The sequence below is a fragment of the Neobacillus sp. 204 genome (genome assembly GCF_046562815.1).
Lineage (GTDB): Bacteria > Bacillota > Bacilli > Bacillales > Cytobacillaceae > Neobacillus.
In genome coordinates, this window is the sequence record NZ_JBJORY010000001.1 from 456,255 (window position 1) to 475,908 (window position 19,654).

The window sequence follows — 19,654 nt, forward strand, 5'->3', positions numbered from 1 at the left end:
ACGCTGATAAATCATGTGGTTTCGCTGATAAACAGGATATATCCGCTGATATATTGAAAAGAGGGCGTCCAAAATCTTTTGGATGCCCTCTTTACTTTCTATTTCTTTAATTTTAACACCAATTCTTCCTCCGGCGTGACATATACCGTTTGCTGATTATCATAAATCACAAACCCAGGTTTAGCACCGCTTGGTTTTTTTACAAAACGGACCCTAGTATAGTCAACTGGAACAGAGCTGGAAGTACGTGCTTTACTGAAGTAAGAGGCTAAAACAGCAGCCTCCCGAATCGTTTCATTGGAGGGTTCTTTGCTCCGAATCAACACGTGCGAACCAGGGATGTCCTTTGTATGGAGCCAAATCTCATCCCTTGCGGCCAATTTATTCGTTAAATAGTCATTCTGTTTATTATTTTTCCCAACGATAATATCCGTACCATCAGAAGATACAAAATGATCTAAAACGGGCTTCAGATTCTGTGCTTTCTTTAATTTCTTCTTTTGCCGTTCACGGATATAGCCGCCCTCAATAAGTTCTTCACGAATCTCTTGGATATCCTTAGGAGAGGCTGCGTGTATCTGCTGCATTAAATTATCAAAATAGGCTACTTCAACTTGTGCTTTCTCAATTTGCTCAACAACAATCTCTACAGCATTTTTTGCCTTTTGGTACTTTGAAAAATACTTTTGGGCGTTTTCAGAAGGTGTTTTTCGCGGATCAAGTGGAATGATAAGCGTCCCCCCTGATTCATCGTAATAATTAAGAACTTCTATTTCACGCATCCCTTTGTTGGCCGCATATAGATTGGCTGTTAAAAGTTCTCCAAAGCGTTGAAATTGTTCAGCACGCTCGGCTTCTTTTAAGGTAGCTTTCAGTTTCTCAATTTTCTTTTCATTTTTTTCTTTTTCATTATGAATAAATCGTTCAATATCATTTCCTTGCTGCTTTACTCGATCTCTTTCAGCTTTGCCAAAATAAAAGCGGTCAAGCATTTCACTTAAGGTAGAATAAGTTTTTACTTCTCCATTTAAATGCTCCACGGGAAATAAATAAAATGAGTCTTTACCTGCTGCCGTCATAATTGATGGGAGAATCTCTCCAGTTTCCACCCTTTTTATCATATTAATGAACGTTCCTGGTATAGTGGTTCGATTGGCCAATCCGCTTTGGAAAAGAACTTCCTTGGCAAAAAGGGGTGAAATCCCGGCAAAATGCTCCACTAATTGGCGGTCAATTTTCCCTGCATTAAAATCAATTTTTCGTAATAGATCATCTTTATCGCACTGAAATGGATTTTGCTTATGCTGTGCAGGTGGAAAAACATAAGGCTGGCCTGGCAAAATAGCCCTGTGGCTATTCACTGCAAAGGAAACATGCTTGATGCTGTCAAGTATGATATTCCGCGATTTATCAACGAGCACGATATTGCTATGTCTTCCCATAATTTCAATAATTAATTGTTTATAGCTGATATCCCCAATCTCATTCCTGCCCTTTATTTCTAGGACGATCATTCGATCCGTTTCTATCTGATATAAATCCTCTAAAATATAACCCTCAATATGTTTCCTGAGAAGCATACAGAACATTGGCGGCTCACTTGGATTATCATAGGCTTCTTCAGTAAATTGGACCCGTGCGTAACTTGGGTGTGCCGATAAGAGCAGTTTTTGATTGACGCCATTGGCGCGAATGGTGAGAATCACTTCATTTTTATAGGGCTGATGAACTTTATTAATCCTCCCGCCCTTTAACGAACGGACAAGTTCATCAACGATTGCTTTTGTAAATAAACCATCAAATGACATGGAAAACATCCTTTACTACATTCATATGTATTAATTATAGCGTACTAAAAAAATACTGTCTTATTTTTAACTACTTTTCAATTTTATCTTTCACTATATCATAGCATTTTTTGGGACGACCCTGAATAAGCTTTCTTTAGAGCATGTATTTATAGGTATTTAAAGGGGGAAGTGAGATGGTCGGATGAAATTCCATGAAATGAAGATAGAACAAGTAGAAAAGGCCTTAGAAACCGACTTTTCTTCTGGATTATCGCAGGAAGAAGTAACAAAGCGAAAAAGTGAGCACGGTCTAAATGAATTGGACGAAGGAGAAAAGCAATCAGCTTTACTCTTATTTTTTAGTCAATTTAAGGACTTTATGGTCTTAGTGCTTCTTGCTGCCACACTGATATCTGGATTGCTTGGCGAATACATTGATGCCATTGCGATTATTGCTATTGTCATAATCAATGGCTTTCTAGGCTTTTTTCAAGAAAGACGTGCAGAGAAATCACTTCAGGCTTTAAAAGAATTATCTGCCCCGCAAGTTTCAGCGCTTAGGGATGGTCAGTGGATTAAAATCCCATCGAAAGAAATTGTGATTGGCGATATTTTGAAGTTTACTAGTGGGGACCGTATTGGTGCCGACGTTAGAGTGATTGAGTCGAAAAGTTTAGAAATTGAAGAATCGGCTTTAACAGGTGAGTCTGTACCTGTTTCGAAGCATATTGATTCCCTAACCAACCCTAATCCTGGAATCGGAGATATGGAGAATATTGCCTTTATGGGTACGATGATTACGAGGGGAAGCGGGATTGGCGTCGTCATTGCAACAGGAATGAAAACAGCAATGGGTCAAATTGCTAATTTACTCCAAAATGCAGAATCACAAGATACACCTTTACAGCGTCGTTTAGAGCAATTGGGGAAAATTTTGATAACAGTAGCTTTACTTTTAACTGTACTCGTAGTTGTGGTTGGCGTTTTACGAGGACATGATCTTTATGAAATGTTTTTAGCCGGTGTTTCCCTTGCGGTAGCAGCTATACCAGAAGGGCTCCCAGCGATTGTAACAGTGGCCTTATCCCTCGGTGTCCAAAAAATGATTAAGAAAAATGCGATTGTCAGGAAGCTTCCTGCCGTTGAAACACTTGGCTGTGCATCGGTCATATGTTCTGATAAAACGGGTACAATGACGCAAAACAAAATGACTGTAACCCATTTATGGAGCGGAGGGCAAACCTGGACAGTGGACGGGGTGGGCTATCAACCACAAGGTAAATTTTATAGAAATGAACGAAATATTAATCCTAAAGAAGAAAAAGCATTGCAGCAAATGCTGATATTTGGGATGTTATGCAATCATTCCGATTTAGTTGTCAGGGATGATGATTATTTCCTAGATGGAGATCCAACCGAAGGAGCACTGTTGGTAAGTGCCATGAAAGCTGGATTCGATCGTCCTAAATTATTAGATGAGTTTACAATTATTAATGAATTCCCCTTTGACTCCTCTCGGAAAATGATGAGCGTCCATGTTAAAGACAAGCAGGGAAGGCATTTTATTGTCACTAAAGGGGCACCGGATGTCATATTAGGAATTAGTGAAACTGTCCTCTGGGACGAGAGAACACAATTTTTAAATAAAGAAACACAGTTTAAGGTCCAAGAAGCAATAAACGGCCTTGCAGCACAGGCCCTTCGAACCATTGCGATTGCTTTTAAACCAATCCAGGCTAACACTGTTATATTAAGTGAGCATGAAGCAGAGAAGAATTTAACTCTAATAGGGGTCCAGGGAATGATTGATCCGCCAAGACCTGAAGTGAAAAAGGCAATAAAGGAATGTAAGGAAGCAGGCATAAAAACAGTTATGATTACGGGTGACCATGTGATCACGGCAAAAGCAATTGCCTCCCAACTTGGGATAATAACCTCAAAAAGCAAGGTTATTGATGGGAATGCCTTATCTCAAATGTCCGTCGAAGAATTGGAAGAGGTCGTCGATGATGTTTCAGTTTTTGCCAGGGTCTCACCAGAGCATAAACTGAAAATTGTTAAAGCCTTACAAAATCGCGGACATGTTGTTGCGATGACAGGAGATGGAGTAAATGATGCTCCGGCCATTAAAGCAGCTGACATTGGAGTTGCCATGGGAATTACAGGAACAGACGTTGCAAAAGAAGCATCGGCGCTGGTCTTACTGGATGATAACTTTGCAACAATTAAGGCTGCGATAGTAGAGGGCAGAAATATATATGAAAATATTCGGAAATTTGTCCGCTACTTACTGGCCTCCAATGTTGGGGAAATTTTGGTGATGTTGTTTGCGATGATTTTAGCACTTCCACTACCGCTTATTCCTATCCAAATTCTATGGGTGAATTTGGTTACAGATGGTCTGCCAGCGATGGCACTTGGACTCGATCGTCCAGAAGAAAACGTCATGAAACGTAAGCCGCGCAGCCCAAATGAAGGTGTTTTTTCGCGAGGACTTGGCTGGAAGGTTGTATCGCGCGGCTTCCTAATAGGGATTGTAACATTGCTATCCTTCATGGTTGTTTATCATAACGATCCAGCACAGTTGCAATATGCGCAAACTGTCGCATTTGCTACACTCGTAATGGCACAGCTCATTCATGTGTTTGATTGCCGCAGTGAAAAATCAGTCCTCTCGAGAAATCCTTTTGGTAATCAATATCTTGTTTGGGCGGTTATATCTTCACTGGCGTTAATGTTTGTTGTTATTTATTACCAGCCGCTTCAGCCGATTTTCCATACGCTGCCGATTGCAGCTAAGGATTGGTTACTGATTGTTGGGTTATCGTCCATTCCAACTTTTTTACTAGCCGGGTCATTTTTGTTAAGAAAAACAAAATAAAGTGTGTTATAATCCAAAAGGTAATAGATTCCACTCTATTACCTTTTGTCTTTTTTGAAAAATTTAGGAGCCGATTAATTTTTCAGGAGATTGGATGTGCACAAAATGGTTATTAGTATGACGGGATTCGGAAGAGCTAGGGCAGAATCAGATTTCTTCTCTGTTAATGTGGAAGTAAAAACAGTAAACCACCGTTTTTGTGAAATGAATATCCGCATGCCTAGGCAGCTATTAAAAATAGAGGATCGAATGAAAAAGAAACTAAGTCAGCATATCCGTCGTGGTAGAGTTGAAGTATATGTTAGCTTAGAGGGTGAAGGTGTCGTTACCCGCAAAGTCCATGTTGACTGGAAACTCCTTGATGAATATGCCCAGACTATCAAGCAGGTACGTGAAAATTATGGTGTTGAAGGAACAGTAACACTTCAGGATTTGCTTAGTCGAAGTGAACTCTTACATATTGAAGAAAGTGAAATCGGCAATGATGAGCTTGAGAAACTAGTTCTAGACGCAACAGAAGAAGCTGCCAAATTATTGAAACAAATGAGGTTGGCAGAAGGAGAAGAATTAAAAAAAGATTTGCTCGCTATCCTGGCACAATTAGAACTATATGTGTTTGAACTTCAAAAATTCGCTCCACTTGTGGTTCAATCATATAAAGAGCGTCTAACAAAGAGGATGGAAGAATTTGCTAATGGGCAATTAGACGAAACGAGAATTTTAACAGAAGTAGCTGTTTTTGCTGATAAGGCAGATATCAATGAAGAAGTTACGCGTTTAAAAAGCCATATTCAACAATTCTTGCAAACTTTACAAAGTATGGAGCCAATTGGAAGAAAGTTGGATTTTATCGTCCAGGAAATGAACAGAGAAGCAAATACCATTGGTTCAAAGGCAAATGACTCAAACATTGCTAAACAAGTGGTCGATATTAAAAGTTTGCTTGAGAAACTAAAAGAACAGGTTCAAAATATCGAGTAACCTTGTTTAGAAATGGTTTGAGACGGTCAAAATATATTATTAATGATTGGATGAAAACCATGTCGATTAAATTAATTAATATTGGATTTGGAAATATCGTTTCTGCCAATCGAATTATTTCAATTGTCAGCCCTGAATCTGCTCCAATAAAAAGAATTATTCAAGATGCCCGGGACCGGGGTGCATTAATTGACGCCACATACGGTAGACGGACACGAGCAGTAATTGTTATGGATAGTGACCATGTTATTCTATCAGCCGTTCAACCTGAAACGGTTGCACACCGTTTAGCTGATCGTGATGAAATAATTGATGAAGGGTAGGATTTTTGAAAATGCAGGAAAAAGGATTGTTAATTGTACTTTCTGGTCCATCCGGGGTTGGTAAAGGAACGGTACGCAAAGAAATTTTTTCCCATCCGGATACAGCTTTTGAGTATTCCATTTCGATGACAACCCGCTCACCGCGAGAAGGGGAGATTGATGGAGTCGATTACTTTTTTAAATCAAGGGAAGAGTTTGAACATTTAATTAAGCAGGGAAAGCTGTTGGAGTATGCCGAATTTGTCGGAAATTATTATGGTACTCCTGTGGATTATGTTCGTGAAACCTTAGATGCAGGTAAAGATGTCTTTTTAGAAATTGAAGTAAAAGGTGCCCGTCAGGTTCGTGAAAAGTTTCCTGAAGGCTTATTTATATTCCTTATGCCACCGAGCCTATCCGAACTAAAGAACCGGATTGTCACTAGGGGAACGGAAACAGATGACATTATCAAAAACCGGATGATGTCTGCCCGGGATGAAATTGAAATGATGGAATTATATGATTATGTCGTTGAAAATGACCAAGTGAAGCGTGCATGTGAACGAGTAAAAGCCATTGTCACAGCAGAGCATTGCCGCAGAGAACGTGTAGAACATCGCTATAAAAAATTGCTGGAGGTTGAATAAAATGTTATATCCTTCTATTGATTCATTGCTTGAAAAAATCGATTCTAAATACTCACTAGTGTCCGTTGCTGCAAAGCGTGCACGTGTAATGTCCCAAGTAAAGGATGAAAGATTACCAAAGTATGTTTCCCATAAGCATGTTGGTAAAGCACTTGAGGAAATTTATAGCGGTGAATTAACCTACCGGATTTCTAAGAAAGCCGAAACAAGCATTGAGTAGAAAATAAGTATAGGTGAAAAAATCATGAAAGAAGGCGTGACAAAAGGGGGAAACCTTACGTGTCAGCCTTTTTTATTTTGGTGATTCTTTTTTTGTGAATTTTGTCGAAATATGAGTAGGTAAAAGATGAAAAATTACATTTATTCTTGCATAATAACAGTAAAGACTGTTGAACAAGAAGCGGGGGAACCGATGATGATAAAAGATAAAAAAATATTATTGTGTGTTACAGGTGGAATCGCCGTCTATAAAGCAGCAGCACTAACTAGTAAGCTTGTTCAGACTGGAGCACAATTAAAAGTTATTTTAAGTGAATCAGCCCAAAAATTTGTGACCCCATTAACCTTTCAGGCATTATCCCGCAATGAAGTATATGTCGATACTTTTGATGAAATCAATCCGCGTGTCATTGCCCATATTGATTTAGCAGATTGGGCTGATTTGATCCTTGTAGCCCCTGCAACTGCCAATACGATTGGGAAAATAGCGAGTGGAATAGCAGACAATATGATAACTACAACACTGCTCGCAGCCACTTCACCTGTTTGGATTGCCCCTGCCATGAATGTGCATATGTACGATCATCCTGCTGTGAAAAAGAACCTATCCCTATTAGCCGAATATGGTTATCAATTTATTGAACCTAGTGAAGGATACCTTGCTTGTGGATATGTTGGAAAGGGACGATTGGAAGAACCAGAAAAAATCGTCGAACTGATCCACGAATTTTTTAAGAACAAAGGACAGCAACCCTTAAAAGGCAAAACTATTGTGGTAACAGCTGGTCCGACTCGTGAAAAAATTGATCCAGTGCGGTTTATTTCTAATCATTCTTCAGGAAAAATGGGGTATGCCCTTGCTGAAGAGGCAAAAAAACAAGGTGCTAACGTTGTTTTAGTTTCCGGCCCGGTCCAACTTACACCTGCTTCCGGGATGGAAGTGGTGAAAGTGGAAAGCGCAGAGGAAATGTACAATGCGGTTCTGAAATATTATTCATTAGCCGATGTAGTTATAAAAACAGCAGCTGTTGCTGATTACCGTCCAAAAATTACTCATGAACATAAGGTAAAGAAGCAAGCTGGTGACGCGATTATTGAATTGGAAAGAACCAAAGATATTTTGATGGAACTGGGAAAGAGAAAGAAGAACCAAGTCCTTGTTGGCTTTGCCGCTGAAACGGAGAATGTTGAAGAATACGCAAGGAAAAAATTAACGACGAAAAATGCAGATATAATCGTCGCCAACAATGTGAAAGCGGAAGGTGCAGGGTTTGGGACGGATACAAATATTGTCACGCTTTTTAAACGCGAGGGAGCAGTAATTGATTTGCCGCTTATGTCAAAAAGTAAGGTAGCAAAAAGGATTATTGAAGAAATTACTTCCCTTTTAAAGGATATGGATAAAAATGGAAATAGCTAGTGTGATTGTGGATGTACCGACAAAGCAAACGGATCGGACCTTCGATTATTTGATTCCAAGGCAATGGAGCGGAGTCATTCAGCCGGGAATGAGGGTAATTGTTCCCTTCGGTCCGAGAAAAATCCAAGGGTTTGTCACTTCGTTAAAATCACAATCTGAGTTTAAAAAGTTAAGAGAGATTATTGAACCAATGGAGTTAGAGCCTGTTTTAAACAAAGAATTATTAGAACTTGGCGACTGGCTGACCGAACATACACTTTGTTTTAAAATCTTTGCTTATCAGGTGATGCTGCCAGCTGCATTAAAAGCAAAGTATGAAAAAAAAGTGAAACTTGCTGTGGGGGTGCAACTGGCTGATTTATCAGAACCCCTCCAAGCTCTTTTTGAAAACCAATTAATGGTGGACTGGGAAGATGCTTTGAAGAATGGTATGGTTTCTTTATTACAAAAAGAGGCAACGAAAGGTAAGTTGGAAGTCATTTACATTGTGAAAGAAAAGGTTAAAAAGAAACAACTTAAATTTGTCCGGCCTCTCGTTTCTTTACTTGAATTAAAAGAGGTTATTGAGCATTTTCCTGCTAAAGCTGAGAAACAAAAGCAAGTTTTAAGTTATTTTGTTGACCATTTCGATGCGGTCGAATTGAGACAATTGATCGCTGAGATAAAAACGACTTCCGCAACCATTAAAGCGCTTGTAGGAAAAAAGCTCCTTATTGAGTATGAAATGGAAGTATATCGCGATCCATTTGAACATAGCACTTTCAAACGAACAAAGCCTTTACCCTTAACAAGTTCCCAACAAACAGCCATTACGCCAATTTTAAACTCAATTGAAACAAATCGACATGAGGTATTTTTACTTTATGGGGTTACTGGAAGTGGAAAAACGGAAATTTACCTCCAATCCATACAAGAGGTTATTGAAAGAGGGCAGGAAGCCATTGTACTCGTACCGGAAATTTCGCTTACCCCGCAAATGGTTAATCGCTTTAAAGGAAGATTCGGGGATTTAGTGGCTGTTTTGCACAGTGGTTTATCTGCTGGAGAAAAATATGATGAGTGGCGTAAGATTCAACGCAAGGAAGTAAAAGTAGCGGTAGGAGCTAGATCGGCGATTTTTGCACCTTTTGAGAACTTAGGAATCATTATTATTGATGAGGAACACGAAACAAGCTATAAACAGGAGGAAATGCCTCGATATCATGCCAAGGATGTGGCAATTGAAAGGGCAAAAACCTATAACTGTCCTGTTGTGCTCGGAAGTGCAACCCCGTCACTCGAATCATTTGCTAGGGCTCAAAAGAAGGTATATCATCTTTTATCACTGCCTAGTCGGATGAATAATCAAACTCTTCCCGCAGTGGAGATCATTGACATGCGTGAAGAGCTTCGGAATGGAAATCGTTCCATGTTTTCTGGAAAGCTGTTTGAGATGCTAAAGGACCGAATCGAAAAAAAACAACAATCTGTTTTATTTTTAAATAAACGCGGCCATTCATCCTTTGTGATGTGCCGGGATTGCGGTTATGTGATGAATTGTCCTAATTGCGATATATCGCTAACCTATCACCGTGTCCATGAACAAATGAAATGTCATTATTGTGGGTATGAAAGCCTTGTTCCTAAAGAGTGCCCGGAATGTTCAAGTGAGTATATCCGTTACTTTGGGACCGGTACACAAAAGGTGGAAGATGAACTTGGAAAACTTCTTCCTGAAGCTAGGGTTATTCGTATGGATGTGGATACAACAGGGCGAAAGGGCTCACACGAACGATTACTAACAGATTTTCAAAATGGCAAAGCAGATATTCTCCTCGGGACACAAATGATTGCTAAAGGCTTGGATTTCCCCAATATCACTTTGGTTGGTGTACTTTCGGCTGATACCATGCTTCATTTACCTGATTTCCGAGCATCTGAAAAAACCTTTCAATTATTAACACAAGTGAGCGGAAGGGCAGGACGTCACCAATTGCCAGGTGAGGTCATTATCCAGACCTACACACCTGAACATTATAGTGTCGAACTTGCTGGGACACAAAACTATGATCTCTTTTATCACCGAGAAATGATGATTCGAAAAACTCATCATTACCCACCTTTTTATTATCTATCACTGATTACAGTCAGTCATGAACAATTAATGACAGTCGTAACGGCTACAGAGAAAATTGTTAAGTATGTACGCTCGCAGGTTTCAAACGATGCGGTTGTATTAGGACCAGCAGCCTCGCCAATTCCTAGGATTAATAATAGATATCGCTATCAATGTCTGATAAAATACAAGCGGGAACCGAACTTGACAAAAATGTTAAAAACAATTTTGGATCAATATCAAACAGATACAAAGAGTGGCTTATTGGTAACAATAGATGTTAATCCATTTATTTTAATGTAACAAGCTTGATAGTCAAGGTAGTCAAAGGTTAATATTTCGCTTTTTTGGTGAAAATGTAAGCAATAAAAAAATTAATTACGCCTTAATAATAATGGCATTAATGGGGGAAATGATTTGCCAATACTTAAAGTAGTAAATTATCCTGCTGAAATACTTGAGCAGACTTGCAAGCCAGTCGTAAAGTTTGATAGAAAGCTGGCAAAATTACTTGAAAATATGTATGACACGATGATTGAATATGACGGGGTAGGACTTGCTGCTCCGCAAATTGGATTAGCCGAACGGATTGCTATAGTTGATATCGATGATGAATTAGGGACAATTGAAATGATCAACCCAGTCATCTTAGAAACATCTGGTGAACAAACTGGACCAGAAGGTTGTTTAAGTTTCCCTGGATTGTATGGCGAAGTAACTAGACCCAATTTTGTTAAAATTGAAGCATTTGATCGTAAAGGCAGAAAATATACATTAGAAGCTGAAGACTTTCTCGCGAGGGCGATTCAGCATGAAATTGATCATCTGGATGGGATATTATTTACAACAAAAGTGTCGAGATATCTAGAGGAAGATGAGTTAAAAGGAGTAGAAGTTGAATGACCAAGATTGTTTTTATGGGTACTCCCGATTTTTCCGTACCGGTTTTACAACAAATTATTAATGATGGATATGAGGTCATTGGTGTTGTTACACAACCAGATCGACCGGTAGGAAGAAAAAAGATATTGACACCCACTCCAGTAAAGGTTGAGGCTTTAAAACATGGTATTCCGGTCTTTCAACCAGAAAAAGTTCGTCAAGAAGAAGAACTTGAGAAAATCCTTTCATTGAAACCTGATTTAATTGTTACGGCCGCGTTTGGCCAAATCTTACCAAATCAAATATTAGAAGCTCCAAAATATGGCTGCATTAATGTCCATGCCTCCTTACTTCCAGAACTTCGCGGCGGTGCACCTATCCACTACGCTATCATTCAAGGGAAACAGAAAACTGGTGTGACAATCATGTATATGGTGGAAAAATTAGATGCAGGCGATATTTTAACAAGTATCGAAGTTCCAATCACGGAAGAGGACAATGTTGGAACACTTTTCGTCAAATTGAGTTCAGCAGGGGCTAAGTTATTATCGGAAACTTTGCCGCTTCTATTGGAGGGGCGACTTACTCCAAAGCCGCAAAACCATGCAGATGCCACCTTTGCATCCAATATTAAACGAGAACAGGAAAAAATTAACTGGACAAAAACGGGTGAAGAAATCTATAACCATATCCGTGGATTAAACCCTTGGCCAGTTGCGTTTACAACCTTGAATGGTCAGGTAATCAAGGTATGGGGGGCAAAAAAGGTAGAAGGACACATGAAAGAAGTTCCTGGAACTGTCATTAAAGTAGAGTCAGATGGATTCACGGTTAGTACAGGCAATGAAACAGCAATTAAAATCATTGAACTTCAGCCTTCTGGGAAATCAAAAATGATGAGTGAACAATTCTTAAGAGGATCAAAAATTTCAATAGGCACAAAGCTAGGAGAAAGCAATGACATCAACAATAAATAATGTACGGACCATCGCAATGGATATGTTAGTTGCTATTGAGAAGAATCAATCCTACAGCAATTTACTACTTAATACAACAATTGAAAAAAACGAGCTGCCTGCTAAGGATGTTGGACTCTTAACAGAATTAGTTTATGGAACATTACAAAGAAGAATGGCACTAGATTATTTTTTAGAGCCATTCGTCAAAGAAAATAAAAAGTTAGCTAATTGGGTTCACCATTTATTAAGGCTGACGCTTTATCAAATGATTTATCTTGATCGGATTCCAGACAGAGCTGCTATATACGAGGCGGTCGAAATTGCCAAAAAACGAGGTCATAAAGGAATCGGCAGTTTGGTAAATGGAGTCCTCCGGAGCATTCAGAGAGAAGGACTCAGGTCTTTAGAGGAAATTACGGACTCTAATAAACGACTCTCACTTGAAACTAGTCACCCTGAATGGCTTATTACCAGGTGGGTTAATCAATTCGGTTTTGATAAAACGAAAGAAATGTGTGAAATTAACCTAACAGCACCACTGCAAACAGCCAGAGTTAATCTCACGAAAATCACAAGAGACGAATGTATTGATATATTGGAAGAAGATGGTTTTCAAATTGAGGAAAGTCCGATTATTCCTGAGGCAATTCGATCGTTAAAGGGAAATCTGGCTTCAACCCTTTCTTTTAAGTATGGAATGTTTACGATTCAAGACGAAAGTTCAATGCTTGCAGCCTATGCATTAGGTGCAAAACAAAATGAATATGTCCTTGATGCCTGCGCCGCACCAGGTGGTAAAAGTACCCATATTGCTGAAAAAATGGACAATTCCGGTGAAGTGATCTCGGTTGATCTTCATCAGCACAAAGTAAGGTTAATCAATGATAATGCCAAACGGTTGGGGTTAGAAAATATAAAAACAAGTGTCTCTGATTCAAGACATTTACAGGAAAAGTTTAAGAGTGAATCCTTTGATCGAATTCTTCTTGATGCTCCTTGCTCCGGTCTTGGGGTAATGAGGAGAAAGCCAGATATGAAATACACAAAAACTGAGATGGATATTAAGCGGCTAAGTACGATTCAGCAAGACTTGTTAACATCCGTAACCCCGTTATTGAAAAAGGGAGGCATTCTTGTCTATAGCACCTGTACTGTTGATAAAGAGGAAAATGAATATACGGTGAAGACATTCCTTGCGAATAACCCTGAATTTGAAGGGGATTTAACATTTAAAAACCGGATGCCTGAAGCGGTACAGCCATTAATTACAGGTTTTGATTTGCAGATATTCCCACAGGATTTTGGATCAGATGGATTCTATATTGCAGTTTTAAGAAAGAAGGTGTAACAGTTGGAACAATTAAATACAACTGAGACAAACACAACGACGGAAATAAAGAAAAAATCAATTTATTCATTGCAGCTACACGAATTAAAGGATTGGCTGTCAGAAAATGGAGAAAAGCCATTTCGTGCCGAACAAATCTTTGAATGGCTTTATAAAAAAAGGATAACAACTTTTGAGGATATGAGTAATGTCTCGAAAGGTCTTAGAGAAAAGCTGGCAAGGCATTTTGAACTTACAACATTAGATATCGCGATTCAACAAACTTCATCTGATGGGACGATAAAGTTCCTATTTGAACTTCATGATGGGTACTCGATTGAAACCGTGTTGATGCGTCATGATTATGGGAATTCCGTTTGTGTCACGACGCAGGTAGGCTGTCGAATTGGTTGTACCTTTTGCGCCTCAACATTAGGAGGATTAAAACGACATTTAGAAGCGGGCGAAATTGTTGCTCAAGTTGTGAAAGTACAACAAGCGCTCGATCAAACAGATGAGCGTGTTAGTTCAGTGGTTATTATGGGAATTGGTGAGCCCTTTGATAACTATGATAATATGATGTCATTTTTAAAAATCATTAACCACAAAAAAGCTCTTAATATTGGGGCTCGTCATATTACTGTTTCAACAAGTGGTATCGTGCCAAAGATTTATCAGTTTGCTGATGAAGATACACAAATTAATTTTGCTATTTCACTGCACGCCCCAAATACGGAATTACGTTCACGGTTAATGCCGATTAACAGAGCTTACAAACTTGATGACTTAATGGCCTCAGTAAGGTATTATATCGATAAGACAGGGCGTCGTATAAGCTTTGAATATGGTCTTTTTGGAGGAGTTAACGATTCTGTCGAGCATGCCGAAGAATTAGCAGAACTATTAAAAGGAATTAAGTGTCATGTGAATTTAATTCCTGTTAACTATGTTCCAGAACGGGATTATGTACGGACGCCAAGAGACAAGATTTTTGCTTTTGAAAAAACCTTGAAAAACCGCGGAGTTAATGTAACCATTCGCCGGGAGCAAGGTTCAGATATAGCTGCAGCATGTGGGCAACTTCGTGCAAAGGAGCGGAAAGAGGAGACGAGGTGACAAAAGTGAAAGCTGTTTTTAAAACGGACCAAGGTAGAGTTCGTCAGAATAATGAAGATAGTGGTGGTACTTTTGTAAATCGGGACGGACACCGCCTTGCCATCGTAGCTGATGGTATGGGCGGTCACCTTGCTGGTGATGTTGCAAGTAAAATGAGCGTTTCACATTTACAAGAAATGTGGGAGAAATCGAAAGGAATTCAAACAGCTGATCAAGCGGAAGCGTGGCTGAAAGCGCATGTCCTTCAGGTGAATCAAATACTTTTTGACCATGCCAGAAGTCATGTGGAATGTGAGGGAATGGGCACAACGATTGAAGCTGTCATTGCATCAGATAATTTTACAACAATTGCCCATGTGGGGGATAGTCGTTGTTATATATTAAATGATATGGGGTTTCAGCAGCTTACTGAGGACCATACTCTTGTCAATGAATTAGTCCGAACGGGGCAAATCACGAAAGAGGATGCGGAGCATCACCCAAGGAAAAATTGGATTTTAAGAGCATTAGGAACAGAACAAGACGTTAAAATCGATATTAAGACAATCATGTTTGAAGAAGGAGATTTTCTACTTTTATGTTCTGATGGTTTGTCCAATAAAGTAAATGAAAAGGAAATGGAACAAATTCTTCAAAATGAAGATTCACTTGATGAAAAAGCTTCTACATTAATTAGGATTGCAAATGAGAATGGTGGAGAAGACAATATTACCCTGATCATATTAGAATTTGCTAAAGATATTGAATTGGGTGATGTTCAGTGATTATTGGGAAGAGAATAAGCGGCCGCTATAAAGTTCTTAGAATGATTGGCGGAGGCGGTATGGCAAATGTTTATTTAGCACATGATATGATTTTAGACAGAGAAGTTGCTGTCAAAATGCTCCGCCTTGATTTTGTCAATGATGAGGAATTTATTCGACGTTTTCATAGAGAAGCACAGTCAGCTACTAGTCTTACCCATCCCAATATCGTAAGTATATATGATGTAGGGGAAGAGGATTCTCTTTACTATATTGTTATGGAATATGTGAATGGGCAAACTTTAAAGCAATACATAAACCAACATTCGTCGCTTCGTGTCGAAAAAGCCTTAGATATTATGATGCAGCTAACTTCTGCTATATCCCATGCCCATCAAAATCATATTATTCATCGTGATATTAAGCCGCATAACATCCTAATCGATCGGGATGGCAATGTGAAAATCACTGATTTTGGAATTGCTATGGCCCTGAGTGCAACCAGCATTACCCAAACTAATTCTGTATTAGGTTCAGTACACTATTTATCACCAGAACAAGCCCGAGGTGGCATGGCGAATCGGAAATCTGATATTTATTCCCTTGGGATTGTTATGTTCGAAATTTTAACAGGGAGGCTTCCTTTCTCAGGTGAATCGGCAGTATCGATTGCATTGAAGCATCTCCAGTCAGAAACACCTTCTGTCAGAAGGTGGAATTCAAACATACCGCAAAGTGTAGAGAATATCGTTTTGAAAGCCACCGCAAAAGATCCATTCCATCGCTATAACAGTGTCGATGAAATGGAGGAGGATATCAGAACAGCACTTAATTCTGAGAGAATGAATGAACCCAAGTTTACCATTCCGGTTGATGACGAAGCAACAAAAGCAATACCTATTATTACAAATGACCGTCCACATAAAAACCTTGATGAAACATTAGTGCATAGTACCGATAAAATGGTACAAAACAAAAAGGATTCACCTAAAAAAGATAAAAATAGTAAGCAAAAGCGGAAAAAATGGCCGGCTGTCTTAATTATTACTTTTCTTATCCTTGCTGTTCTTGGACTATTAGTTATTACATTTTTACCTGGATTATTAACTGCTAAGGATGTCAAAATTCCAAATGTAAGTGGCATGGAATTAAATGATGCGATTTCTAAGCTGACTCTTAGTGGGCTAGAGGTTGATAAACAAATCGAAATTCCTGATGAAAATGTGGAAGAAGGAGATGTTATTAAGACAGATCCTGAAATTGGTACAACGGTGAAGGAAAACGCAAAAGTAACATTATATGTTAGTACAGGGAAAGAAAAAACGGAACTCTCTAATTATGTTGGCCGACTATATGATGATATCTTTGGATTATTAGAAGGTAGAAATTTTAAAGATATCAAGAAAACGGAGATATACAATGAAAGTCCACCAGGAACGATACTTAGCCAATCCCCTCCAGGTGGTGAAGAAGTCGTCCCTGAAGATACTATTTTAGAGTTTGAAGTTAGTAAAGGACCAGAAACAATTGTCCTTAAGGACTTAAAACAATACACATTAAAAAGTGCTGAGGACTATGCTTCCTTAGTGGGGCTCAAGATAGAGACAGAAGAAAAATATGATGAAAAAGTTCCTGCTGACATGGTGATTTCACAAACACCAAAACCTGGAACGGAAATGAATAAGGGTGACACAGTAACCGTTATTATCTCAAAAGGTAAGGAAGAAAAGCCTCCAAAAACGGTAATTAAGGAGATAACAATCGATTATGAACCGACCGTTCCAGTTACTGGCGAACCTATTCCACCGCAGGAAGTTCTCATCTACATTGAAGATATGAATCACAGCATGACTGAACCTGCTGAAACCTTTTCTATTACTGAAACAACAAAAAAACAAATTGAGTTAACGATTCCTTATGGCGGAAAAGCTGGTTACAAAGTTATTCGGGACACTAAGGTGATCGCAGAGGATGTCATTAACTATTCTGAAACAGAATGATTAATATTCTAATGTTCTAATTGAAAGGCAAGGAGTGTGGCTATGCCTGAAGGAAAAATTGTTAAAGCATTAAGCGGTTTCTATTATGTACTTGGAAATGATAAGTTAATCCAGTGCCGTGGGAGAGGGATATTTAGAAAAAATAAAATTACCCCTCTTGTGGGTGATGAGGTTGTCTTTCAAGCTGAGAATGACTTGGAAGGGTACATTATGGAAGTTAAGACACGGAAGAATGAGTTAATTCGTCCACCGATTGCTAATGTAGATCAGGCCATTTTAGTGTTTTCGGCTGTTGAACCAGATTTCAGTACGGTCTTATTAGATCGTTTCCTTGTACTTGTTGAATTTAATCGGATTGAACCGCTTATATGTATTACCAAAATGGACCTTACAAACGATGAAGAGAAAAAGATGATAAAGGATTATGCAGAGCAGTATACCGCTGCAGGATATAAAGTAATCCTTACTTCTTCCGAAACAGAAGCTGGAATTGAACTGTTAAGTCCTCACGTCGATAATAAAATATCTGTCTTTGCCGGTCAATCCGGTGTCGGGAAATCATCGTTATTGAATGTACTTAGACCGGATCTTGAATTAAAAACAAATGATATTTCAACGCATCTAGGCAGAGGAAAGCACACGACAAGACATGTGGAATTAATTAAGATCGGCAATGGACTAATAGCAGATACGCCTGGATTTAGTTCATTGGAATTTACCAATATTGAAGCGGAAGATTTAACTTTTTGTTTCCCTGAGATACAAAGAGCAAGTGAGAATTGTAAATTTCGAGGCTGTTTACATGTATCTGAACCCAAATGCGGGGTGAAACAAGCAGTTGACTCAAGTGAAATCCCAGCTTATCGTTATGAACATTATCTGGATTTCCTACAGGAGATAAAAGATAGAAAGCCGAGGTATTAAAAATGGTTAAAATAGCACCTTCAATACTTTCAGCCGATTTTTCGAGATTGGGTGAAGAAATCACAGCTGTGGAAAAAGGTGGAGCTGATTACATTCATATTGATGTCATGGATGGTCATTTTGTACCAAATATCACGATTGGACCGCTGATTGTCGAAGCTATTCGTCCAATCACGAGACTTCCGCTTGATGTACACCTAATGATTGAAAACCCTGATCAATATATTGAGGCATTTGCAAAGGCAGGGGCCGACTATATTACAGTACATGTAGAAGCTTGCATGCATCTTCACCGAACAATCCAAAATATTAAGTCTTACGGAATAAAAGCAGGTGTCGTCTTAAATCCTGCGACACCCGTAGAATCAATTCAACATATTATTAGAGATATTGATATGGTATTATTAATGTCAGTTAATCCTGGGTTTGGCGGTCAAAAATTCATACCTGAGGTTCTTCCGAAAATAAGAAAAGTAAAAGCGATGGCAGAAGAAAAAGGTATGGATCTTGAGATCGAAATTGATGGCGGCGTAAATTCAGAAACAGCAAAGCTCTGTATGGAAGCTGGCGCAAATGTACTTGTTGCAGGCTCAGCTATTTATAATGAAGAAGATTATGCGAAGGCAATTTCGCTTTTAAGAGGTTAATGAGGAGGGCCAGCTTAGATGCTGGCCTTTTGCATATTGTAAAGGAGACATTTCTATGATTATCAATATTCTAGGCGGGGGACCTGAAGACCTTTTGCCTAATTTAACTGAGTACTTAGCAAAGGACGAAATTTGGGTCGGAGTCGATCGTGGCGTCTATCATTTGTTAAAAAGGAATATAACTCCAGCAATTGCTTTTGGTGATTTTGATTCTGTCTCATCAGAAGAATTAAAGTTTATTGAAGACAATGTAACCGAATTGAAGAAATATCAACCGGAAAAGGATGAAACAGACATGGAACTTGCCCTCAATTGGGCACTTAATCAGCATCCAAGTATCATCCGTATTTTTGGGGCAACTGGAGGAAGACTTGATCATTTATTTGCGAATGTGCACTTATTACTTAATCCATTCAAAGAAAAAAATGAAGTGGATGTTTTCTTAATTGATCGTTCTAACATCATTTTTATAAAGGAAGCTGGCAGCTATACGATTGAAAAAATGAATACAAAAAAATATATATCCTTTGTTCCTTTAACTCTAAATATCCGCAATCTCACCTTAAAGGGCTTTAAATTTCCCCTGGAAAATCGTCATATTTCAATTGGTTCAACACTATGTATTAGTAATGAACTTATTAGTGATTATGGTACTTTTTCATTTTCTGAAGGCATATTAATAGTGATAAGAAGTCACGATTAATATGTTTTAGTAACTAAC

The 19,654-nt window shown here is 38.8% G+C and carries 17 protein-coding genes; 16 read left to right on the forward strand and 1 reads right to left on the reverse strand.

Annotated elements, in window-relative coordinates; translation table 11 throughout:
- Window positions 1–98: 98 nt before the first annotated feature.
- Window positions 99–1,808: an Rqc2 family fibronectin-binding protein gene (locus ACJ004_RS02365; protein WP_410890939.1), complete on the reverse strand. Its 1,710-nt coding sequence runs from the start codon at window positions 1,806–1,808 to the stop codon at window positions 99–101.
- 184 nt (window positions 1,809–1,992) lie between these two features.
- Here ACJ004_RS02365 and ACJ004_RS02370 point away from each other — a divergent pair, with 184 nt between their 5' ends.
- From ACJ004_RS02370 to ACJ004_RS02445, 16 genes are all read left to right on the forward strand, one after another.
- Window positions 1,993–4,671: a calcium-translocating P-type ATPase, SERCA-type gene (locus ACJ004_RS02370; RefSeq protein ID WP_410890940.1), complete on the forward strand. Its 2,679-nt coding sequence runs from the start codon at window positions 1,993–1,995 to the stop codon at window positions 4,669–4,671.
- A gap of 105 nt (window positions 4,672–4,776) precedes the next feature.
- The gene (locus ACJ004_RS02375) at window positions 4,777–5,652 is read left to right on the forward strand and encodes a YicC/YloC family endoribonuclease (protein ID WP_410891262.1); all 876 of its coding nucleotides are present in this window, start codon (window positions 4,777–4,779) and stop codon (window positions 5,650–5,652) included.
- A 59-nt stretch (window positions 5,653–5,711) separates the two neighbouring features.
- Window positions 5,712–5,975 (forward strand): extracellular matrix/biofilm regulator RemA, encoded by a 264-nt coding sequence (gene remA, locus ACJ004_RS02380; protein ID WP_026566410.1) that lies wholly within the window; start codon window positions 5,712–5,714, stop codon window positions 5,973–5,975.
- Between the two features lie 11 nt (window positions 5,976–5,986).
- On the forward strand, window positions 5,987–6,601 hold the full coding sequence (gene gmk / locus ACJ004_RS02385; protein ID WP_410890941.1) for a guanylate kinase: 615 nt from the start codon (window positions 5,987–5,989) through the stop codon (window positions 6,599–6,601).
- 1 nt (window position 6,602) lies between these two features.
- Window positions 6,603–6,821: a DNA-directed RNA polymerase subunit omega gene (rpoZ, locus tag ACJ004_RS02390; RefSeq protein ID WP_410890942.1), complete on the forward strand. Its 219-nt coding sequence runs from the start codon at window positions 6,603–6,605 to the stop codon at window positions 6,819–6,821.
- A gap of 195 nt (window positions 6,822–7,016) precedes the next feature.
- Entirely contained in the window at window positions 7,017–8,240 is a 1,224-nt protein-coding gene (gene coaBC, locus ACJ004_RS02395) for a bifunctional phosphopantothenoylcysteine decarboxylase/phosphopantothenate--cysteine ligase CoaBC (protein ID WP_410891263.1), read from the forward strand.
- On the forward strand, window positions 8,227–10,638 hold the full coding sequence (priA, locus tag ACJ004_RS02400) for a primosomal protein N' (protein ID WP_410890943.1): 2,412 nt from the start codon (window positions 8,227–8,229) through the stop codon (window positions 10,636–10,638). Before coaBC ends, priA begins: the two co-directional genes overlap by 14 nt.
- A gap of 114 nt (window positions 10,639–10,752) precedes the next feature.
- Entirely contained in the window at window positions 10,753–11,238 is a 486-nt protein-coding gene (gene def, locus ACJ004_RS02405; protein WP_410890944.1) for a peptide deformylase, read from the forward strand.
- Complete coding sequence (fmt, locus tag ACJ004_RS02410) at window positions 11,235–12,194, forward strand: methionyl-tRNA formyltransferase (RefSeq protein ID WP_410890945.1); 960 nt, start codon at window positions 11,235–11,237, stop codon at window positions 12,192–12,194. The genes def and fmt overlap by 4 nt, the downstream gene beginning before the upstream one ends.
- Window positions 12,175–13,524: a 16S rRNA (cytosine(967)-C(5))-methyltransferase RsmB gene (gene rsmB / locus ACJ004_RS02415; RefSeq protein WP_410890946.1), complete on the forward strand. Its 1,350-nt coding sequence runs from the start codon at window positions 12,175–12,177 to the stop codon at window positions 13,522–13,524. Before fmt ends, rsmB begins: the two co-directional genes overlap by 20 nt.
- A gap of 3 nt (window positions 13,525–13,527) precedes the next feature.
- Window positions 13,528–14,619, forward strand: coding sequence for a dual-specificity RNA methyltransferase RlmN (rlmN, locus tag ACJ004_RS02420; RefSeq protein WP_410890947.1), 1,092 nt, complete (start codon window positions 13,528–13,530; stop codon window positions 14,617–14,619).
- A 5-nt stretch (window positions 14,620–14,624) separates the two neighbouring features.
- Window positions 14,625–15,383, forward strand: a complete 759-nt coding sequence (locus ACJ004_RS02425; protein WP_410891264.1) for a Stp1/IreP family PP2C-type Ser/Thr phosphatase — start codon at window positions 14,625–14,627, stop codon at window positions 15,381–15,383.
- The gene (gene pknB / locus ACJ004_RS02430) at window positions 15,380–17,362 is read left to right on the forward strand and encodes a Stk1 family PASTA domain-containing Ser/Thr kinase (RefSeq protein ID WP_410890948.1); all 1,983 of its coding nucleotides are present in this window, start codon (window positions 15,380–15,382) and stop codon (window positions 17,360–17,362) included. Before ACJ004_RS02425 ends, pknB begins: the two co-directional genes overlap by 4 nt.
- Before the next feature lie 42 nt (window positions 17,363–17,404).
- Entirely contained in the window at window positions 17,405–18,286 is an 882-nt protein-coding gene (rsgA, locus tag ACJ004_RS02435) for a ribosome small subunit-dependent GTPase A (protein ID WP_410890949.1), read from the forward strand.
- A 2-nt stretch (window positions 18,287–18,288) separates the two neighbouring features.
- On the forward strand, window positions 18,289–18,933 hold the full coding sequence (rpe, locus tag ACJ004_RS02440) for a ribulose-phosphate 3-epimerase (protein ID WP_410890950.1): 645 nt from the start codon (window positions 18,289–18,291) through the stop codon (window positions 18,931–18,933).
- A gap of 55 nt (window positions 18,934–18,988) precedes the next feature.
- On the forward strand, window positions 18,989–19,636 hold the full coding sequence (locus ACJ004_RS02445; RefSeq protein ID WP_410890951.1) for a thiamine diphosphokinase: 648 nt from the start codon (window positions 18,989–18,991) through the stop codon (window positions 19,634–19,636).
- Window positions 19,637–19,654 lie beyond the last annotated feature (18 nt).

What these genes read in the sequence shown, in the direction of transcription:
- fmt (WP_410890945.1), top strand. Translation starts at nt 11,235, where the DNA reads ATGACCAAGATTGTTTTTATGGGTACTCCCGATTTTTCCGTACCGGTT.
- gmk (WP_410890941.1), top strand. Translation starts at nt 5,987, where the DNA reads ATGCAGGAAAAAGGATTGTTAATTGTACTTTCTGGTCCATCCGGGGTT.
- rpoZ (WP_410890942.1), top strand. Translation starts at nt 6,603, where the DNA reads ATGTTATATCCTTCTATTGATTCATTGCTTGAAAAAATCGATTCTAAA.
- ACJ004_RS02375 (WP_410891262.1), top strand. Translation starts at nt 4,777, where the DNA reads ATGGTTATTAGTATGACGGGATTCGGAAGAGCTAGGGCAGAATCAGAT.
- remA (WP_026566410.1), top strand. Translation starts at nt 5,712, where the DNA reads ATGTCGATTAAATTAATTAATATTGGATTTGGAAATATCGTTTCTGCC.
- ACJ004_RS02370 (WP_410890940.1), top strand. Translation starts at nt 1,993, where the DNA reads ATGAAATTCCATGAAATGAAGATAGAACAAGTAGAAAAGGCCTTAGAA.
- ACJ004_RS02365 (WP_410890939.1), bottom strand. Translation starts at nt 1,808, where the DNA reads ATGTCATTTGATGGTTTATTTACAAAAGCAATCGTTGATGAACTTGTC.
- rsgA (WP_410890949.1), top strand. Translation starts at nt 17,405, where the DNA reads ATGCCTGAAGGAAAAATTGTTAAAGCATTAAGCGGTTTCTATTATGTA.
- rpe (WP_410890950.1), top strand. Translation starts at nt 18,289, where the DNA reads ATGGTTAAAATAGCACCTTCAATACTTTCAGCCGATTTTTCGAGATTG.
- ACJ004_RS02445 (WP_410890951.1), top strand. Translation starts at nt 18,989, where the DNA reads ATGATTATCAATATTCTAGGCGGGGGACCTGAAGACCTTTTGCCTAAT.
- rsmB (WP_410890946.1), top strand. Translation starts at nt 12,175, where the DNA reads ATGACATCAACAATAAATAATGTACGGACCATCGCAATGGATATGTTA.
- priA (WP_410890943.1), top strand. Translation starts at nt 8,227, where the DNA reads ATGGAAATAGCTAGTGTGATTGTGGATGTACCGACAAAGCAAACGGAT.
- coaBC (WP_410891263.1), top strand. Translation starts at nt 7,017, where the DNA reads ATGATAAAAGATAAAAAAATATTATTGTGTGTTACAGGTGGAATCGCC.